This window comes from Fluviicola chungangensis (assembly GCF_007558725.1).
Classification (GTDB): domain Bacteria; phylum Bacteroidota; class Bacteroidia; order Flavobacteriales_D; family Crocinitomicaceae; genus Fluviicola; species Fluviicola chungangensis.
The window spans coordinates 344,445-367,566 of the sequence record NZ_VLPL01000002.1 but is presented as its reverse complement, the minus strand read 5'-3'; the positions used below and the strand labels follow the sequence as shown (position 1 = coordinate 367,566).

Sequence of the window (23,122 nt, the reverse complement as noted above, 5' to 3'; positions counted from 1 at the left end):
CATACTTCTTAATATTGGAATTGGATATTTTCGTAAGCATATTGATTCTCGCGGCCCACTCCTGGAACAACGGTAATTTTCATTGCAGCTTTACAACCTTTGGAGTCAGTTACGGTAATAATCATTGCATTTGACAAAGAAGTCTTGCTCAACGCAAATGTAACCTCATTTGGACCGGATAAATAAGCATCCCCTGTTCCTCCCAATAGTTCAAATTCAACCTGATAAGGAGGATTAGTTAATAGTTGAGAAATAGTAAATTTATTATTTGACGGAGTTTCAAGAGTAAGAAAACAACCTGTTGCCGCAAAACATTCAGGGATCGAATTCTCAAAAGTTACCGGTGTAGACTGAGTAACTTTGATACTATTTTTTCCCGTATGTGAATAATCCGTAGAAATTGAACCTGATCCGATATTTTGCATGGTTCCTCCAACCTTCACTTTGCTGAAATACCCCTCTTCCATACAATTCGTGTAATTGTAGTCTTCAAAGCTTCCGGTAGCGATCTGCTGACCTCTTGAATTGGCCGCAACCGCAGTTGTCAGGTTACCATTGAAACCAAACAAAGTAGACGATGAACGTCCAAGAGCATCACGCGTCTCCAGGATTTGCCCGTTTGGAGAGAACTCCGTCACCTCGGAAACAAAGGTCCAGTTGAGTTGGTTCTTATCCCATTTCCCCTGGTTTAATTTATAAAACGGAGCATAACTTGTGAAAACACCGTCTTTACGTATATTCGTGTTCCCATCGTAATTTGACTGGGTTCTTCCTGTCAAGTGCGTGTAAGAACGCTGTGGTCTCCAATTTCCTTTTCGTCCAAGGATATATGGATTTGAAGAAGCTGCAGAACCTTCCGCGAAACAATTACAATAAGTCCTCCAGTTTTCACCAAATTCCACAGCTCCGGCATTGAGCACATTTGAGAATTGGTTTGAACCGATTCCCGCTAAGGGATTATCCAAACTAGTCATACTGGCCATCGACGTACTTTGTTTATTCCGGTAACCGGAACGAACCACTTTAATAGTAGCAGCACCACCTGTTATTGGGTCTCCTGCTTCATCAATCAATTTGATTCCGGCGTCAGTTTTTGACAATACCCAGCCTCTTTCGGCAGAAGAACCAAATTTGACGTAAACTTCATCTCCTTCAGTGAAATGATTCAACGACATCGGAATCGTCACAAATCCGTTCGAACTGATAGAACCCGCCGAATAACTGTAGAGAATATTCGTAGATGCTTGTCCGAAGGATGAATACTTCCAGTATGCAGGATAGTTCAGTGAATAAACTTTATCATTAAAATTGGTAGTCGTTTGAGTAACCAATACCTCACCTGTTTTGGAATCATAAGCCAGGTTATTGGTCTCAACAATACTTCCATCCTGGTTTGCAATAGTTTTCTCCAAAATACCAAACTTCTGGATCGTTTTATTGAAAGTCGCACTTCTGAAACGATTCGTTGTACGATCATATCCCGGGTAAACAGGAGGAATTACAGCAAAAAACAAACTTAAAACCAAACTATTGGTATTGATATTGATCTTTCCAACGTTGGAAACGGTTTTACTCTCGTTGAAATCCGCAACGGCGTCGTATCTTACTCCAAGTGTCTTGTTAGACAAAGTCCCATCCGGATTAATCACCTTCACCTCATTGGATAATTGGAAATTTTCCTTTCCGTCCAAACCAAGGCTTTTCTTCTGATAAATGTATTCCACGGTAGAAAGTGGTTCACTTTGACCTTGTGCATACACACTTTCTTTAGATGGTTTTCCATGCATGTCATTCAACTCAATACTGAATCCCTGGTTAGCCGTTAAATACTGGTATTTCGGAATGATTGGAAATATGCTGTTTTTAGGCAGCACATCGATGTGTGTGGAATTCACAATCGTTGGAAAATCCTTAGCTGTGTAAAATTCCTTTACCACTTTTCCTGTTGCAGTGCGGGTTACACCAGCATGAGGCAGATCTGAAATCGTTACGCGTGAATAACCAATAGACGGACTAGGGAATTGTGATTCCATCAACGGAGCTTCGTAGTATGTTTTATCATCCATTGCCAGACGTCTCTTTTGGCTTACATAATCCTGGATCACACGATGCCATGGATTTTCATCACCACCCAACTGCGGCTCATAAGATGCCACTCCTGAAGAGGTTACACCATCTGCCAGTGTATACTCAAAGTGCTGGCCATACATACTTCCATAAGCTCCACCCATATTGTCCCAATTATCTTTGATACGGATTTCGCTCACACGGCTTCCACCTCCAAACTTTCTCCCTGACGGGCAATTCATGCGAACCCAGGATTTATTGGTAATGATATTCGTCCCTTTATCCAGATCATAAATGGCTTTATTCGGTCCGGTCACCAATTCCTTAAAACTGCTGATTGCATTGATCATGGAATTTGCCAGGTCTGTAATTGCCTGTTCTCCTGCAGGAGCATCGTTCGGTGGCATAAACCCGGGTTTATTACTGATTGTACGGGATAATTGTGTTCTTCCGAAAAGGATCGCCTGTTTAGTGATCGTATTATAGGAAGCGACCAGATCTGTTGTTTTCAGTTTCTCAGCAGAAAATCTTATCTGAGCATAGCCATAATAGGTGTTTCCTATAGGAAAAGGCGTGATAGATTCAACTTTTCCATAACCGGAAATATACTCTGTCTTTTCCTTTACATTCGATCCGTCCGGATTCAATTCTACAAGCGCCCGGTAATAGAGTTGATCACCAGGCTTGGCGTATTTGTACACATCATCGGTTGGATTCTCCAACTTAAATATTAGTCCTGCATTTTCATCTGCTGAAGATGAGATACTTTGCATTTCAAATGCTTCATTCGCAGTTCCAGGAAAAGCAGTACTTCCACGCACCACACCAACTATCTTGAACATTTTAGCGGCTTTAAGGTGCTGTACATACGCATAATCATCGGATTCGTAATCCACTTCGATCTCTCCTCCCGAGGGCAGATAAATTTTTGTTAGGCCCCATGCAGCAGCATTCAAATCTGCCGCAGCCGCATCCTGCTCTGCATATGGGAAATCGCCATTACTCAAAGCTCCGCTTGTCGCCTCATCAGATCCGATAGGAGATGGTTTATAAGTTCCCCATCTGTCAGAACCCTTGATGGCATACGGCGGATTTCTCTCATTTTCACCGTATTTAAAACGATAACTGCGGTAATTCATTTTTTTAGAGTTCTGGTATGAAAACTTAATTTTTGTTAGGGTAAGTTTTCCTTTTGGCCCGGATGTTTCATGATTCCCGGGATAATTTGGACATAACTCATACGAATAATCAAATTCCACCTTTTGTACGGGTACAGCCGTAGACGGATGATCCTCAAATTCTTTGCGAACATACAGTGTAATGCTTTTCAGAGCCATCATAGCATTGGCATCATCCGCTGCAAGTCCTCCGGCTGGTCCTGCTGCACCGCGCCCGTCTTTCCGAGGTTCCGTTTCAAAAACAGCTACAAAGTTTTTAGTCGTAATTTTCTTGATATAATAGAGGTCTTTTTCTCCATAAGAGTAACTTGCCTTGTCATCCGTAGGATCACTGCGCAATCCCTCGTTATAGAAAGCAGTATTTGCTTGAATAGGACTTCTCCATTTGTTTGTTTTTGGTTCTGAATATTCAAAACTCACATAAGAACCCAAATCATTTGGAGTAGGGCCTTTATCACCATCAGAATCGATGTAATCATCACTCAAAACTGCAGAAAGCATGAAAGAGTGAGCATAAGCCGGAGTTTCTGTGGCACTGTAATAATTGTCAATCCCTTCTTTATTACTCATACTCGCCAGGGTTGAAAAATTGCTTCCACAATCTATGATCCCCGAATAGTCATTTGCATACGTAAGACCGCCCGACCCATACATTCCGGTACCAACTGCAAAAGTTGCTTCTTTTTGAAGTTTGCTGTAAGCAGGGAGCGCAAAGACATAGCGTCTTCCGTCTGTTCCTAATTGAGTGACTTCTGCAATATGTGATTTACTGCTCGGATTATAGATCGATGAATTAATAGGAAGTAATCCCATGTCATCTTCCACTTCTTTGCGAGTCAGGAAATAGAATTGATTATTCGTCAATTCCCTTTTGCTTTTAACGTTTCTCTGAATCCCATTAGCTCCACTTGACTGAACCAGGGAACCTCTTAATTTCGGAGAGATGGCAGAACCTCCTAATTCAATGCGCTCTGCTGCATCACCGGAAAATTGGGTAGTCATTAGTTCATCCTGAACTACCGCTTTTTCATTTGCTTCAATGAAGTAGAAATTATTGGCAATCTTATTGGGAGAATTATAGGCATATTTCAATTGTGAAATCGCCTGGTTCCCATCTTCCCACGTACCGCTCCTGGTTGTGGTAACAGGAATCTGAATATCAATTCCAATATCCGTAAGATTACCGAATCCTAATTCCAATCCTCCATTCCCACTGATATCCAATGAAAAAGTGGAAGGATCATGAACAAATCCTACGTCATTACGCATAGGTCTGAAACTTCCGCCTGTTCCCTGGGCACTTACGGAGAAAATATCATAGGTCTGATAAGTAGAAGCTAAAAATGGCGTATACTGTGAGAAAGGAATATCATTATCCCGGTTGAAGTCTAATTGTGCGGATTCATTATTCTGACCGTTTTCCTGGTACAAATAACCGTAAGATCTCGTGTTTAATGTTTTTGATTCATCCGGGATCCAATTCTTGGAGAAACGTACCCCAATATTTCCTTGGGCATCCGTAAAGAAAAAACTACCCGCAAGATTTACATTGAAGGAAACCCCGGCACCCCACATAGGGTGTCGTGACCTTGGCATGTATTGATTCAATCCAAGATCAAAGCTTCCCCCTCCTTTTGATCCATAACTTCCTTCATCATCTTTATATTGTCCCGTTACCACCGTTTTCCCTTCAAGATTTTTCTTTCTTGTAACAGAATAATTCTGTTTCGTTGCACTAAATCCATAAGATAATGACTGTAGTCCTGCACGTGAATTAAATGCCGTTCCAATAGTTGCACTGCGTGAAACATCTCTATCAATATTTGAAGATTTATAACTCAAACTTGCACTTGGCGCAACAGAGGCTCCGTTCTCATCGCTTCCTGACAAAGAAAATCCTGCAGTAGCACGTGCTCCCATAAACTTACCCAAGTCAAATGAAGGACCAACGCTGATACTTGTCCCAAAACCATTGTAGTTATTGTAAGTCAAACCTACTCCTACTTTCAAGCCTCCTTTGGAATCCTTTGCATTCACTTTCGGAATTTTGAAACCTGCAATTTCGACAGTCAAACCAGCATCCAGACCCATGTTGATCATAGGCTTCACACTGTATTCCGTTTTTACCTGGTCCCCATTAAAATCATCCGGAACACCACGCAGATTTCTTGTTACAGCACCTACATTGAGGTTCCATCCCAAACCAACCCAAGACGCTTCCTGGTCCATTGTAACTCCCGAATTATAAGCGATATTAATCGGATATCCTTCAACGTCCATCAATGGAATATTGTAGGAAAAATCACCCGTAAACGGATCTACCATGTCGGAGACCCCGACCGGTGTAAATGAATTGACTTCAGGCTGGGTAGGTCCTCCGGCATAAACCATAGCAGGTTGAAAGGTACTCCAAAGGAAAATAGCCAAAAGTAGCCATGTTAATGATCCTTGTCCTGTTGAGAATTTGTTCTTATTCATAATTTTTGAGATTCAGAGTGGGAAAATTTGAGTTGGCCGCCGGTAAAAATTGAAATTCTACCGGAACCATACTAAGTGAATGGTCATTAAATACAATACGTTTAATCGGTTGATGGGCCGGGTTATCAAAATCAACTAAAATCCTGATATACCCGGGAATAGAGGGTTCGTATATGACTGAATTACAAAAAATAGTGTCCTGACCCGAGGAAAAGGCAAAAAGCTCCTTTTTGATTCCACCGGACAAATACAGTGCTTTATCAGTACTATTCATCCCCGATTGAGGAAAGAAAAGATCTTCTTTTCCACCCCTTAATGCTTTTACTTCGAACATAAAGCTTGTAACCGCCACATCCCTCTTCAATTCTTCCAAAAGGATTTCTTTCGGTTCACAATGATCCAGTGCACATCTTGCAATATTTATTTCTCTTGGCAAGAATTTGATTTTAAAAACCAAGTCATTTATCGTGTCCTGGGAAAAGGATTTATTGTCTGTCGAAACATACCATTTTAAGTACTCTCCAGGTGTCATTGAAGGCATCCTTTTCATGGATGAACAACTCATTCCAAGAAATAATATCATCACCAATAATGCAAAAACGATTCTAAAAGCTCGTGTCATTGTATTTTGAAATTAAAAGTAAATGATTCCCGTCCAATCGGTTGCCATTGAACAGTATAAAAACCGGCCTCTAAATCCAAGTCTTTTAGATCCAAAATAAAAAATCGTTTACCATTCGCGTTTTCACTTATTTCTTTATCATCCTGAACTTTTCCGGAAATGACTTCCTTGAGTAAAACCGTTTTAAATTTTCGTCCCCCGGAATTAATCTGAATATTCAATTTCAGATTACCCAATTCATCTGTTACCAATCCGATTTTATTGTCTACTACCTGGTAAACCTGTCCGTCATTTTGATGATGAACCGGATAAAAAACAGGTAGTGGCTCCTTCGGCTTGAAGATCGTGAACTGATAAGGTTCCGACTGATCCACAATCAGGCTATTGAACAAAATGGAAACCTGCCAAACATAGGTATGCCCTTCTTCCAGCGGTGTTGCGCTTGATGAGTAGGAATGCATGGTGTTTTGGTAATCATCCAAAACCAGGATGGGGGTATTCAGTGCTATTGCTTCTCCTTTTAACTGATTTTCTTCCAATTCGCATAAAACATAACGTTGCGAATAACGCGGATCCGTTTGAAGAGCTGTAATATTGGTCTGCCAAATGAAATTCGGTTCAGTCTCTATAATGGTATCGTAATCCATCGGATTGGAAAGCGTAACAGGGAAAACACTTTGCTGAGCAAATGCAGCTGTGAATCCAAACAGGGTTATAATCAGTAAATAGCGCGTTAATTTCATTTTAGAACATTTAAGTGAATTTTTAATCGTAACTCCCAGAACCACGGACGAATCGGGTAGTCGACATCAGGGGTTATAAAATTTAATGCATCTGTCGGCAGCCATCTTCTTCCGGTCAGATACCAGGTAAGATGTTTGCCCGGAGAGGCACTTAAGGTGAATGAAAAACCGTATTGCCGGGAGAATTGCTCACTTGTCAGGTAATTGAATGCGGATGAAAACTTAATGCCTTTATAACTGGCACCCAACTCCGGTGAAATAATAATGTTGGAACCGTAAATCAACTTCATCCCTTGAAAATTCTGGTAATTGGCAGTCACTCCATAGAACAGGTACCGGTGTGCTATTTCAGATTTCAGGATCACATTTGTCATACTGATGGCAGAATCCACACCGTTTACGTGTGAATAAGTACTATTGCCTGAAAGGGTAAATTTGCTTTTTTTGAACTTCCTCTGATAGACGAATCCACCCCGATACAAGGTATTGTTCCCATAGGTAATGGAATCATTCCCTCGTGCATTGATCAATGAATAACCTGCGAAAAGCAAGAGGTTTTTAATGATACTTTCCTGTACATCGATATGGATGCCGTTTGTAATCAATCCTCTCCCTTTTGAATTTGCATCGAAGCAATCACCGGTATATTTCCCCGAAATGGTCAGGTGCTTGAACAATTTGGTTTGGAACCCATATTCATGATGCAAAAACCCGGAATTGTACATTCCCTGAGAGAAACCGTCGTAGTTCACTCCAATGCGTTTTACTTGTCCGTAGATTTGTGTATTTCCCCGTCTGAAGCGGTATTTTACTTTCGTGGTTGCAGCCAGGCGACTGGAATAATTGCGTGAAACGGAATCTCCGAGCGGGATGGTCTGACCAACACTTCCCGAAATCAACAACCTTCCGGATGCTAAAGGTGAAAGCGTAAAGCTGACATTCGTTGTGTTGTTTGTTACCTGTTTTACCTTTTTCAGGATACTTTGTAAATCTCTACCGTTGTAGTAATTCTCTATTGAAACGGAATTTCGCTCTTCGTTCCCGTACCCGATTATTGCAGAACTAACAAAACGAGCGGTATTAACTGTAAAGAACTGGTTCATATTAAATACGTTCTGCGAATTGTTCAGGTATTGGTCAACCACCGAATTGGAGAACAACTTATTGGGAACTGTGAGTCCGGCAGCCACATCGTAAAAATAGTTCCGATAAGTGCCTTTTACACGGACTCCCTGAATCGGTACACTGCTATTGGACATTTTTCCACCTGAAAGCGAAGTGAGCCCCACATCAAAACGTTTGATCCCATCCAAAAAACCATTGGGTCTTTTTAAGTTGAGCGCGTTCAGATCGTTTAGTTTCAGATCTTTGAGTTCCTGCAGGCTGTCTTTTTTCGCAGTCCATTTATCAATTGTTCCTTTATAGGCTGAAATTTTCAGATTGATCGAATCGAGGTTTAAATGTTCAAAATCAATTTTATTTCTCTCCGGGACATTTAAATCAGGAAGCTTGGTATCCGGTATTTTACCGGTGATGTCAGGAATCTTGCCATCCGGCAATTCGGGGTTTTTCAACCCATTCGGGATCTTCAGTTTGTTTTGTTGCTTCAGCAATTGGTATTGTTCGATCAGGAAGGCCAGGTAGCTGATCTTTCCCTCCATGGCATAAATATCCTGGTTAATGTCCCCGATCCCGGTATTTAACTCCCCAATCTCGCCTTCCAACTCCGCTTTTCGCATCCGGTACTTTGCAAGCGCGTCGTAACTCAATCTGAAATAAGTAGGTTTTCCTGAAATGTATTTCTCATCCGAAAGTCTTCCCTGGAAAGTCAATGGAATACCTTTAAATATGAATGAAGATGAAACCTCCATAAAGTGGTTCATTCTTCCTCTTTTGTCTGAAAAATTGGATTGAACGCCTGCATTTGCACCTATATCAATATCTGTCCTTCCTATAGAAAAAACAGGAGATCTTACTGAGTCCATTTCCTGACTTAGCAATACAGAACTGATTCCAATGAATAATATCCAGGTTATTATTTTCAACTTAGGCGATTATAAATAACGTGAACAAATCTAACAATTTTTAACATTGCTAAATGTTAAATTCTACGTTTCGACCTGGTCGGAAGAAATTTCAGAGAGAAAATTTGACTCTATAAGTGTTTTGTTTATTAGTATTTTAACCTGAAAAAACATGACTCAAAAAAAGATCTGCAAACCAATTTTTTAACAATTTAGGATTGCTTCGAAGCATTGAATTAAGATTTACAACCCTTATTTTAAGATCATTGATTCCACAAAAATTGGTTTTAGTTTTAAAAAGCTGCCCATTTATTTTTACATTAGACACAACGAGGATCCTGAAAATCGTAGAAACAGAGTAAGGCACTATTCATTTATTCACACATGAAAAAACAATTTTTACTTTCATTTGTTTTCCTATTGGTTATTTTCCAAGGGATAAGCCAAAAAGGAACCCCGACCTGGTCGGTAACCAACAATGGTTCTTTCGGAACCTGCAATTACACCGTTTGTCTGCAGATTGCCCTTCGCAACATTTCCACGCAGGTTATCTCCAGCTCCGAATGGGTTTGTCACAGTGTTTCACCGGGAAACACGGCGTTCTATTCACAAACCTGGCCGGTGAGTCCGGCACCGGGTTATGAGATTGCAGTTGTCAATGCAACGGCAACTTACAACACTACCACGTTTACCAACATGAGTATGACGATCTGGAACACCGATGTGCGTTTTGGCGCATGCAGTGGCGGACCGTCATCCAATTGGGTCACCATGTGGGAACGCACCGGAACGTATTCGTTCACGATTCATGAGGATTTGATCGTGGGGATGCAAGCTCCGGAATAAGACTAAAATCGAGCGTGAGTGTTCTGTTCGTGTTAGATTTTACAACTAATCAATAGTATTAATATAACTCTTTCTCCGCGCTCGCTCCGAAAAGATGAGTGTGAGAGAATTGAGGAAAAAAGAAAAAAGCATTTAACTTACGTCAAATGCTTTTTTCTTTTTCTGCTCCCTCTGCTGGGCTCGAACCAGCGACCCTCTGATTAACAGTCAGATGCTCTAACCAACTGAGCTAAGAAGGAATTTTTTCGTTCAAATCATCCCGATAGCTATCAGGAGAGATAAGAAAGAATTTTGCTTTCGCGGTTGCAAATATAGCTAAAGAATTGTTTTTAATACAAACTCCGCGAAAAAAAATGAAATTATTTTCAATAAAATCCAGTACTAGTCTGACTTTCAAGACTAAAAATCGTCTTCGCTTAGTGTGAAATCATCCAAACCAGCATCGCAACCTTCTTCTTCACACGGCGATTCGTTGTCATCGATCAGGTCAAACGGAAGATCATCTTCGCATTTTGCAGGTCTTAAAATGTTCGTTCGGGATACATTTAAGCGGATTTCGGACCTGGAGGAACCGTCTTCCTGGGAAAAAGATTTCGCAAACGGTGTTCCGACTAATTCAACCAAAGCTCCTTTTTTTAAAAAATCGAGGATGCGCATATTCGCGCCTTCTTTCTTCCAAATGGTGCAATTTACCCAAGTCGTTTTGGTCCTTGCTTCTCCTGTACGCTTATCGCGCCAATTCTTATTGTGCGCAACCGGAAAATTTACTGCAATGACACCGCGCTCCATTTGCTTCACAACGGCGTCCTTTCCAATATTTCCAATTAAGCGTGTTTCAAAAACAGTTGCCATAATTTTATCGCTGGTAAACTTAAATGTGTTTTCAAGTGTGTTACTCCACAAAAGTAATACATTTCAGGCTAATTCTTCCTTTCTACTATAATTGAATCGGGGAAACCTTTCTTTTTCACCTCATTACAATATTCTTCCGCTTCCGATTTGGAGGAAAAACTTCCGGAAAAATACTTATAGCGATATCCTGTTTGTGAAACCTGTGCACGACTTACCGCATGTTTTAAGTTTTTGAAGCTGCCCTTTTCGGTATCCAGCCATTCCTTCGAACTCATGATCTGTACACTGAAGGTTTTATCGGCGGAAGCCGTTGTTGCGTTGCCTGCTTTTTTGGTGAATGAAATGTTTTTATGTGTTGCCTGCAAATAGCTTCTCATCGCCCGGAACAAAGCGGATGCGATCACGTCCTGCCCATCGGTCGTATTCAGATAATTTGCCTCCGAAACATTGGTCATGAAACCACATTCGACCAAAACGCTGGTCATTTCCGTGAATTTTAACACCTGAAGTGAATGCTCGCGGTCATCCGAATCTTTCACACCTCTTGATTTTCGCCCGGCTCTGGTTTTGAATTCATTCTCAAATGCTTTTGCCAGTTTCACGGATGCTTTGGAACTCATGGAATGTACATGTGATTCCGTTCCTTTGATATTGGTATTGGGACTGCCATTGATGTGTACGGAGATAAAATAATCCACCTTTTTTGAATTGGCCATATTCACCCGTTCGTCCAGGGTCGGATAACGATCATCTGTCCGGGTATACAGCACTGTCACATTTTCCAGCCGTTCGGAAAGGTAAGCGCCGAATTTCAGGGCAATTTTTAATGTCAGGTCCTTTTCCGGCAACAAATTTTTATTGGCAGCCTCGTGACCTGGATCCGAGCCACCATGCCCGGGATCAATCAAAATCGTAATTCCCTGACCAAACGAATCCAGGGAAAGAAGGAGCGAAACCAAAATAGTAAAAACGAACTGCATAGGGCAAATTTAGGGAGCAATCACACCCGGTCTGCAACTATTCCAAAAGGTTACTAAATACTAAATGTTAATTTTCTATCTTTGCGCCGTGAAAGCAACTCTTATTATTTCCGTTTATAAAGATGTCAGCGCATTGCATGCTGTTCTCAGGAGTGTTGCTTTACAAAAAGAGACCGATTTTGAGGTGATCATTTCCCAGGATTGTGACGATCCGTGCTTCGATGAGCTGATTGAAACTTTCCGTGCTTCCTTTCCGATTAAACATTTACAGCAACCGGACCAGGGTTTCCTCAAAACCAGGATGCTCAACAAAGCCATCCGCGCATCAGAAAGCGACCGCTTAATTTTCATTGACGGGGATTGTGTACTCCATCCGCGCTTTATTCAGCAATATGTGCGTTACATCCAGGAAGGCAGATTCTGTATTTCACGCAGGGTAAACCTGGATGCTGAAACTTCGCGTAAGATCCGCAGCGGTGAACAAACGGTTCCAGGTTACCTGGAAATGATCCGGAATAAAAGCACGAGTGTAGAGGAAAGTTTTCCTTTGTGGAGTTTGCTGCAACGGAAACTAGTTCCGCTTTTGGGATCCAATATGGGCTGGTTCAAAGCAGACCTGGTAAAGATCAACGGATTTGACGAGACCTATGTTACTCCAGGGTTCGGTGAAGATACGGATATTGAATTCAGAGCACGCAAAGCGGGAATTGTTCCCTTTTCTACCCGGTACAAAACCATCCAGTACCATTTGTTCCATGAGCGGCCAAATCGCGAAAACCTGGTTAAGATCAGCAAAGATCTGTTTGCCGAACGCCAGAAACGGGCAGATTACCGATGCCAGTTTGGGTTGGAAACCTTAGAGAATTGACCATTGAAAAGTTGAATCTTTATTAGAAGATCGACTTAAATTCCTTAGCGACGAATAAAAACCTTTTCAATTTTACATTCTCAATTTTCAAGTATAAAAAGATCTGAGGCGATCGCATCCGCCAATAACCTTCCAGCTTCCGTCAACACGATGTTTTCTTCAGTTTGAATCAGCAGATGTTTATCCTCGTAATCTTTTACGATCTGAAACCATTCCGGGTCCGGTGAAACCAATTTAAACAATTGGGTTGTGGAAACTCCCCATTTTGTGCGGAGCCCAATCATAATCGCTTCATTGAACCGGTCGAAAGGTGAAAGAATCTCAACCGTCTCCGGTAAACGTCCCTGTTTGATTTCATTCAAATATACCTTATTGTTTGCCTGGTTCCAATAGCGCTTTGTTTGATCGAATCCGTGGGCAGACGGGCCTATTCCGAGGTACTTTGCTCCTTTCCAGTAGGAGGTATTGTGCCTTGAGTACTTTCCTTCCCGCGCAAAATTCGAAATCTCGTACTGTTCGTATCCGGCAGATTTCAGGGTTGTTACCAATGCTTCAAATTGCTCCGACTGTTGTTCATTGGAAGAGACAGTCAGTTTTCCTTCTTTGACCCATTTGGACAAGGCGGTTTTCTGTTCTACGGTCAAACAATACGCGGAAATGTGTTCCGGGGCCAAAGCAATGATCCCGAACAGCTGTTCTTTCCATTCTTCCAAAGTCATTCCGGGCAAGCCATACATGATATCCAGGCTCAACTCATCAAACCCGACCTCCTTGGCATGAAGAACCGCATTCAAACCGTCCGCTGCTTTGTGCGATCTGTTCATCCATTCCAACTGATGATCATGGAAGGATTGGATCCCGATACTCAAGCGGTTCACACCCAATTCCTTCCACGCGATCAAATGCGCAGGAGAACAATCATCCGGGTTGCATTCCAGGGTGATTTCAACCGAATCACTGACCTGATAATTGGATTTTACGCAGTCAATCAGTTTTTGCAATTGGACTGAAGTCAAAATACTTGGCGTCCCACCACCGAAATAAATAGTTTGAAAATTTTCGTTTGTCCAGGTTGTCGATCTGATAGCAAGTTCAGCACACAACGCATCCACCATTTCATCCTGATACGCATGATTGGTAGAAAAATGAAAGTCGCAGTAACTACATTTTTGGGCGCAAAACGGGATGTGGATATAACAGCCTGACATGTTACAAAATTAGGTATTAATCGGCGGTTATGATGCTGACAAAAAAGCCCTGTCCAACTTAAATGTTAAAAAAAGCTTTTAATTTTTACCATTCCACAAAAAGATATACTTTTCAAATATGGGATTTAAAGAACAACAGGCAGCCATTCAACGAGAATTAGATCGATTTATCGACTTATTGGGAGTTTTATTGCCGCGTTATTCTAAATTACTGAAGCGCAAAAATTTAACGGAAGACGAATTACACGAATTAGGCGAAATCGAACACTTCTTAATTGGCGTAACCGGTCGCATTTCCGAAATCAAACAGGTGCTTGAACAAGATGTTTACGGACATTCTTTGGACTTGTACTACAAACTAAAAGCTAAGGCAAATTTAGGAGACGAACACGCAGCCAAAAAACTAAGTCGTTTACGCGATTCGTTCAATGACTCCATGATATCGGGCCAGGTAATCCATTGGAACTAGGTATCATTCAACACATTCTCCAATAAAAAAACCGCTGAATCGCTTCAACGGTTTTTTCGTGTCTGTAAAATTAGTTCAAACCGGTGATTCCGCTGCAGATTCAAAAACCGGCAGCATCTGATGCTCTTTACCTTAATCCACCAACTGCTAAAATCAATAGAAGGGAAGTACCTAACAGGCATAAACTCACAATCGCACATATTCTGCCAGCTTTTACTTTTTTGTAAGATGCTTCGGTATATTGATGCGGATAATCTCTGTACAATGAAAGTGCTTTCCCGGATCTTGTGAGCGTAATGGATGCCAGGATGATCCCCACAATCCCCAGACAAAACGGAATCGAAATAATTCCCATTGTTAAGATCCCTCCTGCTCCTTCCAGATCTTTTACCGGTCCGTTGGTCATTGCAACCGAGTCTAATGTTTCGTTTTCCATGGTAGTTTCTTTTAGATTTTGTGGCACTAAAATAAAAAAACCTCCGAATTTACATCCGAAGGTTTTAGTATTCTGATTCAAAGGTTTTGACTTTTCCGAAACTTCGGGATACAGCCAGCTTTTGATCCCGAAAGTCAGGATTGCATTTTACATTTTGAATTAGTTACGGTTTCTCTCTGGTGAAAGCAGGAATGCCTGTTACATCCATTCCGGTAATCAACAAGTGGATATCGTGTGTTCCTTCATAAGTAACCACTGATTCCAGGTTCGCCATGTGACGCATCATCGAATATTCGCTTGTGATTCCCATTCCACCGTGGATCTGACGAGCTTCGCGCGCAATATCCAGGGCGATTTCCACATTGTTTCTTTTAATCATGGAGATCATGGCAGAGGTAGCTCTTCCTTCATTTCTCAATTGCCCGACACGCAACGTCATAAATTGTGCTTTCGTGATCTCAGTGATCATTTCAGCCAGTTTCTTTTGTGTCAACTGGAATGCACCGATCGGAACACCAAACTGTGTACGTTCTTTCGAGTATCTCAATGCCTGATCGTAGCAATCCATGGCAGCACCCAAAGCACCCCATGCAATTCCGAAACGGGCAGAATCCAAACAGCTTAACGGAGCTCCTAATCCGGAACGTCCCGGAAGCAGGTTTTCTTTCGGAACTTTTACATTCACAAAGATCAATTCCCCTGTTGCAGAAGCGCGAAGTGACAATTTACCATGCATTTCAGGAGTTGTAAACCCTTCCATTCCACGCTCTACTATCAATCCGTGGATACGTCCGCTTTCGTCTTTCGCCCAAACCACCGCGATATCTGCAAATGGTGCATTTGAAATCCACATTTTCGCTCCGTTCAACAAATAATGATCACCCATATCCTTGAAATTGGTGATCATACTTCCCGGGTCAGATCCATGGTCCGGCTCGGTCAACCCGAAACACCCCATCATTTCTCCTGTAGCGAGTTTCGGCAAGTATTTCATTTTTTGCTCCTCCGTTCCGTACTTCCAGATCGGGTACATCACCAACGAACTTTGAACGGAAGCCGTAGAGCGCAATCCCGAATCACAACGTTCCAATTCCTGCATGATCAAACCATAGGAAATCTGATCCAATCCGGGACCACCGTATTCTTCGGGAATGTAAGGTCCAAAAGCACCGATTTCACCTAATCCTTTCAACAAATGCATTGGAAAAGTCGCCTTTTCGTAGTGCTCGTCAATGATTGGAGAAACCTCTTTTTTTACCCACGCACGAGCAGCGTCGCGTACCAACTTTTGCTCATCTGTAAGCAATTCATCCATTAATAAATAGTCCGGATGAGAATATAAATCAGATTTCATTTGAATTTGTTTTCAATTATCGGTGCAAATGTAATGAAATCAAACGAATGAATAAAACCCAAGTTCAAACATGGTTCAAAGGGTTCAAAGGGTTCAAAGGGTTCAAAGGTGTTTAAGTAAATTTCTTTTGAACTTTTGAACTTTTGAACTTTTGAACTTTTGAACTTTTGAACTTTTGAACTTTTAACCAAGTTTTAATTTCCGCAGATGGAGTAATTTCAAAATAGTACTTTTGTATTTGAAAATTATTTCAGTTGATGCAATTAAGCGGACAATTCTTTACTACTTCAGCGGCCGGCGAGGTAATGGTTCTCACGGAAAGGAGCACCCATTATTCGTATTTGATCATTGCAGCCCTGGGTTTATGTCTCCTATTGATCTCCGCAGCACGCTTGAGACAGCGTGAAATATTCCTGATTCTCGGTCAGAATACTTTTTTCTTCCAGAGTTTTTCGGAACAATATAAAAACGGGATCCGGGAAAACCCGCTTTCATCTATCTTTTTGGTCTTTCAATACATTATTATCAGCGGGATCTACATTTATTGGTACAACCATTTCTCCCTGGCAGATTTCAGTACATACCAAACCGTTATACTCACAGCATTCCCGGCAATACTTTTGGTTTATCACCTGATTATGATCGCTCTGACCGGCAGCATCACCGGGTTCAATCAAATTATTCAGGAAATCAATCAATTGACTTTAACGATGGCCCAAACTGCCGGAATTATCCTGTTAATCGAGTTCTTTTTCATCTATTTTCAGCCGGAATTAATCTCGGAATCCAAATTAATTATCGGTGGAACCTTTTTGTTTTTCATTGTTTTACGCATAATTCGGGCTTTTTATCATGCCATCCAATTGGGTGTATCGTGGTATTATATAATTTTGTACCTTTGGACGCTCGAAATTTTACCTCTTTTGATTGCCATAAAACTGGTATTCCCAAGTGAGATTTCAAGTTGGTTAGGTTAAGTAAATGTTGAACGCTAAAACAAAATAAACCTTGAGTATTAAGACAATATTGGTTTCACAACCGAAACCAGAAGGCGAGAAGTCTCCGTATTTTGATTTGGCCGAAAAATATAAGTTGAAAATTGACTTCAGGCCGTTTATTCACGTGGAAGGTGTTTCTGTTCAGGAATTTCGCTCTCAGAAAATAGATCTTAAAGATCACACCGCGGTGATCCTGACATCCAAAACGGCTGTTGATCACTTTTTCCGGATTGCAGAAGAAATTCGTTTTGAAGTTCCGGACACCATGAAGTACTTCTGTATTTCAGAAGCAGTTGCTTTGTACTTGCAGAAATATGTAACATACCGCAAACGCAAAATTTTCTTTGGTAAACAAACCATTGAAGATTTGGTAGACCCGATCAAAAAACACAAAGGAGAAAAGTTTTTACTTCCGTGTACTGATATTTTACAAGACAAAATTCCATTGACACTCGAAGAAGCTAAAATCCCGTTTACGAAAGCCATGCTTTACAGAACCGTTGCTTCGGACCTGAGCGATTTGGAAGATGTGTATTACGACATGCTCGTTTTCTTTAGCCCGGGCGGGATTGAAAGTTTGTTCAAGAATTTCCCGGATTTCAAGCAGAATAAAACCTTGATCGCTGCATTCGGCCCAACAACAGCAAACGCTGTGGTAAAGAATAATTTGAGACTGGATGTACATGCACCGATGCCGAATGCCCCGAGCATGACAGCTGCGATTGAGAATTTTATTAAAGAAAGCAACAAGAAAAAATAAAAACGGCAGGGGCGAAAAATTTTCGCCCCTGCACATACAAATATACGTAGGGGTGCGATTAATCGCACCCCTACGTATTTAATCCATAATCATCCATTCTTTTTAGCATTTTTTTGTTAGAAAGTATCTTCTAAACCACGTAACTATTGCATCCGAATTTCGATATTTGCTGTTGCGAATTGAATTTCGTTATTTTTACCATTCAAATGAGTCGTATGGCACAAAAAAGTAAAGGACCTGCAACAGCGTCTTTTTCACCAAAGCAGCATAAAAGAGCAACTATCGCCTTTTGGTTAATCGCTACTTTTCCGCTTTATTTCATTGGAGCATTATTGATGTTCCAATCGGAGGACAATCTTCCTCCAGTTGCGATGCTCGACAATCCGCCGGAATTATTGGCATCTGTTATTATTGCAGATGACGGCGAAACGGAATTGGGCCGTTACTGGAAGATTAACCGGACATCCGTAGAATACCGCAAGATCAGTCCGAACGTAACCGATGCCCTCATTGCTACCGAAGATGAACGTTTTCATCAGCATTCAGGGGTGGATTTCCGCGCAATCGGACGTGCGGTTATCAATGTGGGTGGTGCCGGAGGAGCATCTACCATTACACAGCAGCTTGCCAAACAATTGTATACCCTTCAGTTGCGCGAGCGCGAGGAATTTGCCCGTGCAAACGGAGAAAATGTAGAATCCGGATCTTCGGGAAGAATCGGCAGAATGTGGACACGTTTGAATGAAAAAGCGCGCGAAAACATCATTGCAACCCGTTTGGAGGCCCGGTTTACCAAAGAGGAAATCATCACCATGTACTTAAATCAGTTTGATTTCTTATACAACGCAGTGGGGATTTCCAATGCATCCAAAGTCTACTTCAACAAAAAACCGGGTGAATTGTCCAAGGAAGAAGCTGCAATGCTGGTCGGGATGTGTAAAAACCCGGCCCTGTATAACCCCTACACCTTCAAAATCAAGAATTACCGGCTTTCACTGGCACGAAACAAAGGAGTTGATCCATCAGCCATCAGTACTGCTGAGATTGCAGATGCACGGTCAGCCGACAGTTTGCGCGCATTAACCAGACGCAACCAGGTGCTGATGCAGTGGCTGAAAAACTCGGATGAAGGAAATGAATCACTGCGTCAGAAGCTGACTCAGGCAGAATACGACCGATTAAGCAAAAAACCATTGATTACGAACTACCAGATCGTAGATCACAAGAGAGGAATTGCTCCTTATTTCAGAGAATCCCTGCGCAATGAAGTGACAGAACTATTGCAAACAAAAAATGCGGACGGTTCATTGGTTTACAAACGTGAAGACGGTCTTCCATACGATATTTACAGAGACGGATTGCGTATTTATACAACATTGAATGCAGATATGCAGGCACACGCAGAATATGCATTGGAAAGACACTTAAGCGAAACGTTGCAGCCACAATTTGACAAAAACAACAAATCGGCAAAAAACTGGCCGTTCTCCAATAAATTATCTGATGAACAAGTGAACAGCATCATGACTTCCTCCATGCGCCGTTCAGATCGTTACCGCATTCTTTCCGAAGCAGGAATGTCTGAGGAAGAAATCAGACGCAACTTCAATGAACCGGTCGAAATGCGGGTATTCAGCTGGCGTGGTGAACGTGACACCATCATGAGCCCGATGGATTCCATGAGGTACTACAAATCCTTCCTGCAAGCCGGACTGATCTCCATAGAACCAAGTACCGGTTTTATAAAAGCATGGGTTGGCGGTGCGAACATCGACCATTTTGCATACGATCACGTCAAGCTGGGAAAACGGCAAGTCGGTTCGACGATCAAACCATTTGTATACGCTGCAGGAGTCACGATGAACGTGGTGAAACCCGGATTGGTAATTCCGAACATCAATTACTGCGTGGATTTATATGATCCGAACGGGAACCCGGACGGACAATGGTGTCCTCGGAATTCCGACGGAAGCGGAAAAGGCGGAACGGTATCTATTCAAAAAGGATTGGCTATGTCCATGAACAATGTGGTCGTTTATACCATGAAGCAAATGGGTGCTTTGGCAGGACCCAAAACTGTCGCAAAACTCATGCGTGATATGGACATTGAATTGCAGGACAGAGATATTGTTCCGGCCATGTGTTTGGGTTCTATGGACCTTTCCCTTTACGAATTGGTAGGCGCGCAGGCAACATTCGTAAACAAGGGAATCTTCAATAAACCAACGAGCATTCTGCGCATTGAAGACCGTTCGGGACATGTCATCTACAGCGCGAAAACCGTTTCGAAAGAAGCGATGAACGAAAATGTAGCCTATACGATCCTGAAAATGATGAAAGGTGTTGTCCAGGGCGGTACTGCAAGCAGGTTGCGCGGTGGATCCGAATATGGAGGGATTCCTTATCCAACGGCAGGAAAAACCGGAACAACGCAAAATAACTCCGACGGTTGGTTTGTCGGTTTGACCCCGGATTTGGCGACGGGTGTTTGGGTTGGTGCTGAAGACCGCGGTGTTCGCTTCCGAAGCACAGACCAGGGACAGGGAGCACGAACGGCACTTCCTATTTACGGATATTACATGAACAAAGTGTATAAAGATCCGAAAATAGCCATTTCGACGACTGACTTTGAGGCACCACGAAATTTTGATAGTTCGGTCTTTAATTTGACCGGGGCAGAAATCGATCCCGAAGTGGCTGACTCCACGACCACTATTGTCGATCAAATACAAATGTGATAAGAAAACCATGAATAAAGTTGTAAAAAACGTTGAAGAAGCCCTGGCCGGTATTGAAGATAACATGACCTTAATGGTAGGCGGGTTCGGTTTATGCGGAATTCCTGAAAACTCCATTGCACAGTTGGTAAAAATGGGTACAAAAGGACTGACGTGTATCTCAAACAATGCCGGTGTGGATGATTTTGGATTGGGTTTGCTCTTGCAGAAGAAACAAGTCAAAAAAATGATCTCTTCCTACGTGGGCGAAAACGAAGAATTTGAGCGTCAAATGTTATCCGGTGAACTGGAAGTGGACCTGATCCCGCAGGGTTCCCTGGCTGAACGTTGCAGAGCCGGTGGAGCCGGAATCCCGATGTTTTTTACACCTGCCGGATACGGAACCGAAGTTGCCGAAGGAAAAGAAGTGCGGGTTTTCAACGGGAAACCACATATCCTGGAAAGTGCTCTCACGGCAGATTTTGCCATCGTCAAAGCATGGAAAGGCGACACAGAAGGAAACCTCATCTACAAGGCCACAGCGAGAAACTTCAATCCGATGATGGCCATGGCCGGGAAGATTACAATTGCTGAAGTAGAAGAACTGGTTCCCGCGGGAGATCTGGACCCGAATTTCATTCACACACCGGGAATTTTTGTTCAACGGATCTTCCAGGGAGAAAAATTCGAAAAACGTATCGAACAACGCACCGTTCGAAAAAGATAAATGACCTTCTTTCGACTGGATAATAAGTGGCTGATTTGGCCACTTTTTCTTTTTCTCATGGCTTACGCCATTTTGAGAGCATGGTTCGTTGAACCCCTTTTTGATGAATTGGCAACCTTATATTGGTATATTCAAACCGGTTATCTTCCGGGGCGCGGAGCAACGATGGATGCAAATAACCACATCCTGAATTCATTGATCTCGCATCAGTTTTTCCAGCTATTCGGTGATCATTTCTTCGTCTACCGCCTGTTTGCACTGCTCACCTTCCCCATCTACTTTTTTTCGGGCCGAAAGCTTCTTTTGAACGTTGCGAGTCCTTTTTCAATCCTAATCTTCCTGGCACTTATTTCTGTGCACTGGATCTTCGATTATTTTTCCTTTTCGCGCGGGTATGGTCCTTCCCTGGCCTTTTTGATGCTGTCTTTTTGTTTTATTCAAAAGTGGTTTGAGACGAAAAAAAACCGGTTTTACCTGGCAGTCATCTTCTCCTTCGCTGCAGCATTGCTCTGCAACCTGAGTTTGTTGATCCCCTTGATAATTCTTTTGTTCTACCTCGTCCTGGTCTCCATCATTCGTGCAAAACAATTCACAATGCGTCAACTTGCAGGATTCTGGATTACCACACTATGCTTCATGACCTTTTTAGTACCGGTTTATATCTACATCAACAAGCTGAAAAAAGCCGGGGCGCTTTGGTGGGGAAGCAAAGATGGATTCTGGGAAGTGACCGGGAAATCAATCAGCAGAAACGTATTTTTTACCGAAAGCATCACGATAAAATATCTGATTATTTTTTTCCTCATTTTTGTTTCCGCTGCACTCATAATCCGTTTAAAAAAGACCGGTTTCAGGAATATACTCACTGATGTAAGCTGGTGGATCCCGTTCCTTTTTATTGCCGTACTTCTCAGCATCGTGATCAGCACGAAGCTCCTGGATGTGAATTACCCAATGGACCGAGTGGGAATGTACCTGGTTCCGCTCTTCATTCTTTCGATGGGATTCAGCATTCAAAATACCCAAATTTTTCGTTGGGGGTTACTTGCATTGCTTTGGTTCCCGCTATCTTTCGTCCTCAAAATGAATTTGGACACCTCTGTTTTCTCACCGGAAGACCGCATTCACCGAAGTTTTTATCATAAAATGCTCCGAAAAATCCCTTCAGACGCAACCGTTTCTGCCGATTATGTCTCACAAGCAAGTTTTGCCTATTTGAGCCGGTGTGAGAAAATTCCGCACATTGCCACTGACTACCTGGCAGAAGATTCGATGAGCAGAGGAGATTACCACATTTCCTGGATCGAAAAGTTGGATTGGCCGGGCTATTCCTGCATTCTTCGAGATCCGGTAAGCGGAACCCGTTTGTATAAGAGAACTGTTCCCCTTGAAAAACAGCTGATTCTTGATACGGTTATTCCAATCATAAAAAGCGGGAATGCCGTGATTCCGGTTCTGGATATTGATTTGAGCTCTTTCACCGGTAAACTGGTACAAACAACCATAAACAGCAAGGTTCAATTAGACAAATACTGCCTGGACCTGAATCTGCGGCATGAAACAGAATCACAGGAAGGAGAACTCAGAAGAACAGATAACACGCGTTTTAACTGGTATTTCGGAAGAAAAACAACTTATCAATTCCACTATCCCAATCATTCGTTCCTTGTGCTACCCGAAGATCGGGTATTACACATCCGTTTTCACAATGATGATCACAATTCTGTAAATCTTTCGGGGATTCACGTTAAAATACTTGTTGTAACCAAAAAGTGAGATAACTTAGTAACCCGAA

At 42.1% G+C, this 23,122-nt stretch carries 17 protein-coding genes and 1 tRNA gene; 8 read left to right on the top strand and 10 right to left on the bottom strand.

The window, feature by feature from the left end:
* Positions 1 to 8: 8 nt before the first annotated feature.
* From FO442_RS05220 to FO442_RS05205, 4 genes are all read right to left on the bottom strand, one after another.
* On the bottom strand, positions 9 to 5,723 hold the full coding sequence (locus FO442_RS05220) for a hypothetical protein (protein WP_144332098.1): 5,715 nt from the start codon (positions 5,721 to 5,723) through the stop codon (positions 9 to 11).
* Positions 5,716 to 6,159: a hypothetical protein gene (locus FO442_RS05215; RefSeq protein WP_186279919.1), complete on the bottom strand. Its 444-nt coding sequence runs from the start codon at positions 6,157 to 6,159 to the stop codon at positions 5,716 to 5,718. The genes FO442_RS05220 and FO442_RS05215 overlap by 8 nt, the downstream gene beginning before the upstream one ends.
* A gap of 182 nt (positions 6,160 to 6,341) precedes the next feature.
* Positions 6,342 to 7,088 carry a hypothetical protein gene (locus tag FO442_RS05210; protein WP_144332096.1) on the bottom strand — a complete coding sequence of 249 codons (747 nt, stop codon included), beginning with the start codon at positions 7,086 to 7,088 and terminating at the stop codon, positions 6,342 to 6,344.
* Positions 7,085 to 9,073 (bottom strand): hypothetical protein, encoded by a 1,989-nt coding sequence (locus FO442_RS05205; RefSeq protein ID WP_144332095.1) that lies wholly within the window; start codon positions 9,071 to 9,073, stop codon positions 7,085 to 7,087. The genes FO442_RS05210 and FO442_RS05205 overlap by 4 nt, the downstream gene beginning before the upstream one ends.
* Positions 9,074 to 9,496: 423 nt before the next feature.
* Between FO442_RS05205 and FO442_RS05200 the strand changes: the two genes are divergently transcribed.
* Positions 9,497 to 9,958, top strand: a complete 462-nt coding sequence (locus tag FO442_RS05200; RefSeq protein ID WP_144332094.1) for a hypothetical protein — start codon at positions 9,497 to 9,499, stop codon at positions 9,956 to 9,958.
* A 165-nt stretch (positions 9,959 to 10,123) separates the two neighbouring features.
* Here FO442_RS05200 and FO442_RS05195 read toward each other — a convergent pair.
* The 3 genes from FO442_RS05195 to FO442_RS05185 form a co-directional block, all read right to left on the bottom strand.
* Positions 10,124 to 10,197 (bottom strand) — tRNA-Asn (locus FO442_RS05195).
* A 160-nt stretch (positions 10,198 to 10,357) separates the two neighbouring features.
* Complete coding sequence (locus tag FO442_RS05190) at positions 10,358 to 10,810, bottom strand: single-stranded DNA-binding protein (RefSeq protein WP_144332093.1); 453 nt, start codon at positions 10,808 to 10,810, stop codon at positions 10,358 to 10,360.
* Between the two features lie 68 nt (positions 10,811 to 10,878).
* A complete protein-coding gene (locus tag FO442_RS05185; RefSeq protein ID WP_144332092.1) occupies positions 10,879 to 11,790 on the bottom strand; it encodes an N-acetylmuramoyl-L-alanine amidase in 912 nt (303 codons plus the stop codon).
* An 88-nt stretch (positions 11,791 to 11,878) separates the two neighbouring features.
* Here FO442_RS05185 and FO442_RS05180 point away from each other — a divergent pair, with 88 nt between their 5' ends.
* Complete coding sequence (locus tag FO442_RS05180) at positions 11,879 to 12,658, top strand: glycosyltransferase (RefSeq protein ID WP_186279917.1); 780 nt, start codon at positions 11,879 to 11,881, stop codon at positions 12,656 to 12,658.
* Between the two features lie 80 nt (positions 12,659 to 12,738).
* Here FO442_RS05180 and hemW read toward each other — a convergent pair whose 3' ends face one another.
* Complete coding sequence (gene hemW, locus FO442_RS05175) at positions 12,739 to 13,866, bottom strand: radical SAM family heme chaperone HemW (protein ID WP_144332090.1); 1,128 nt, start codon at positions 13,864 to 13,866, stop codon at positions 12,739 to 12,741.
* A 118-nt stretch (positions 13,867 to 13,984) separates the two neighbouring features.
* Here hemW and FO442_RS05170 point away from each other — a divergent pair, with 118 nt between their 5' ends.
* The gene (locus tag FO442_RS05170; protein WP_144332089.1) at positions 13,985 to 14,335 is read left to right on the top strand and encodes a hypothetical protein; all 351 of its coding nucleotides are present in this window, start codon (positions 13,985 to 13,987) and stop codon (positions 14,333 to 14,335) included.
* Between the two features lie 127 nt (positions 14,336 to 14,462).
* On the opposite strand, the gene FO442_RS05165 is transcribed toward FO442_RS05170, so the two are convergent.
* Complete coding sequence (locus tag FO442_RS05165; RefSeq protein ID WP_144332088.1) at positions 14,463 to 14,771, bottom strand: hypothetical protein; 309 nt, start codon at positions 14,769 to 14,771, stop codon at positions 14,463 to 14,465.
* Between the two features lie 163 nt (positions 14,772 to 14,934).
* The gene (locus tag FO442_RS05160) at positions 14,935 to 16,125 is read right to left on the bottom strand and encodes an acyl-CoA dehydrogenase family protein (RefSeq protein ID WP_144332087.1); all 1,191 of its coding nucleotides are present in this window, start codon (positions 16,123 to 16,125) and stop codon (positions 14,935 to 14,937) included.
* A 257-nt stretch (positions 16,126 to 16,382) separates the two neighbouring features.
* Here FO442_RS05160 and FO442_RS05155 point away from each other — a divergent pair, with 257 nt between their 5' ends.
* The 5 genes from FO442_RS05155 to FO442_RS05135 all read left to right on the top strand — a co-directional run bounded on the left by FO442_RS05155 (position 16,383) and on the right by FO442_RS05135 (position 23,103).
* The gene (locus FO442_RS05155) at positions 16,383 to 17,102 is read left to right on the top strand and encodes a DUF4271 domain-containing protein (RefSeq protein ID WP_246073825.1); all 720 of its coding nucleotides are present in this window, start codon (positions 16,383 to 16,385) and stop codon (positions 17,100 to 17,102) included.
* Positions 17,103 to 17,133: 31 nt separating this feature from the next.
* Entirely contained in the window at positions 17,134 to 17,883 is a 750-nt protein-coding gene (locus tag FO442_RS05150; protein ID WP_144332085.1) for a uroporphyrinogen-III synthase, read from the top strand.
* 215 nt (positions 17,884 to 18,098) lie between these two features.
* Entirely contained in the window at positions 18,099 to 20,621 is a 2,523-nt protein-coding gene (locus FO442_RS05145; protein ID WP_186279915.1) for a transglycosylase domain-containing protein, read from the top strand.
* Positions 20,622 to 20,631: 10 nt separating this feature from the next.
* Positions 20,632 to 21,327 (top strand): CoA transferase subunit A, encoded by a 696-nt coding sequence (locus tag FO442_RS05140; protein ID WP_144332083.1) that lies wholly within the window; start codon positions 20,632 to 20,634, stop codon positions 21,325 to 21,327.
* Positions 21,328 to 23,103, top strand: a complete 1,776-nt coding sequence (locus FO442_RS05135) for a hypothetical protein (protein ID WP_144332082.1) — start codon at positions 21,328 to 21,330, stop codon at positions 23,101 to 23,103.
* Positions 23,104 to 23,122 lie beyond the last annotated feature (19 nt).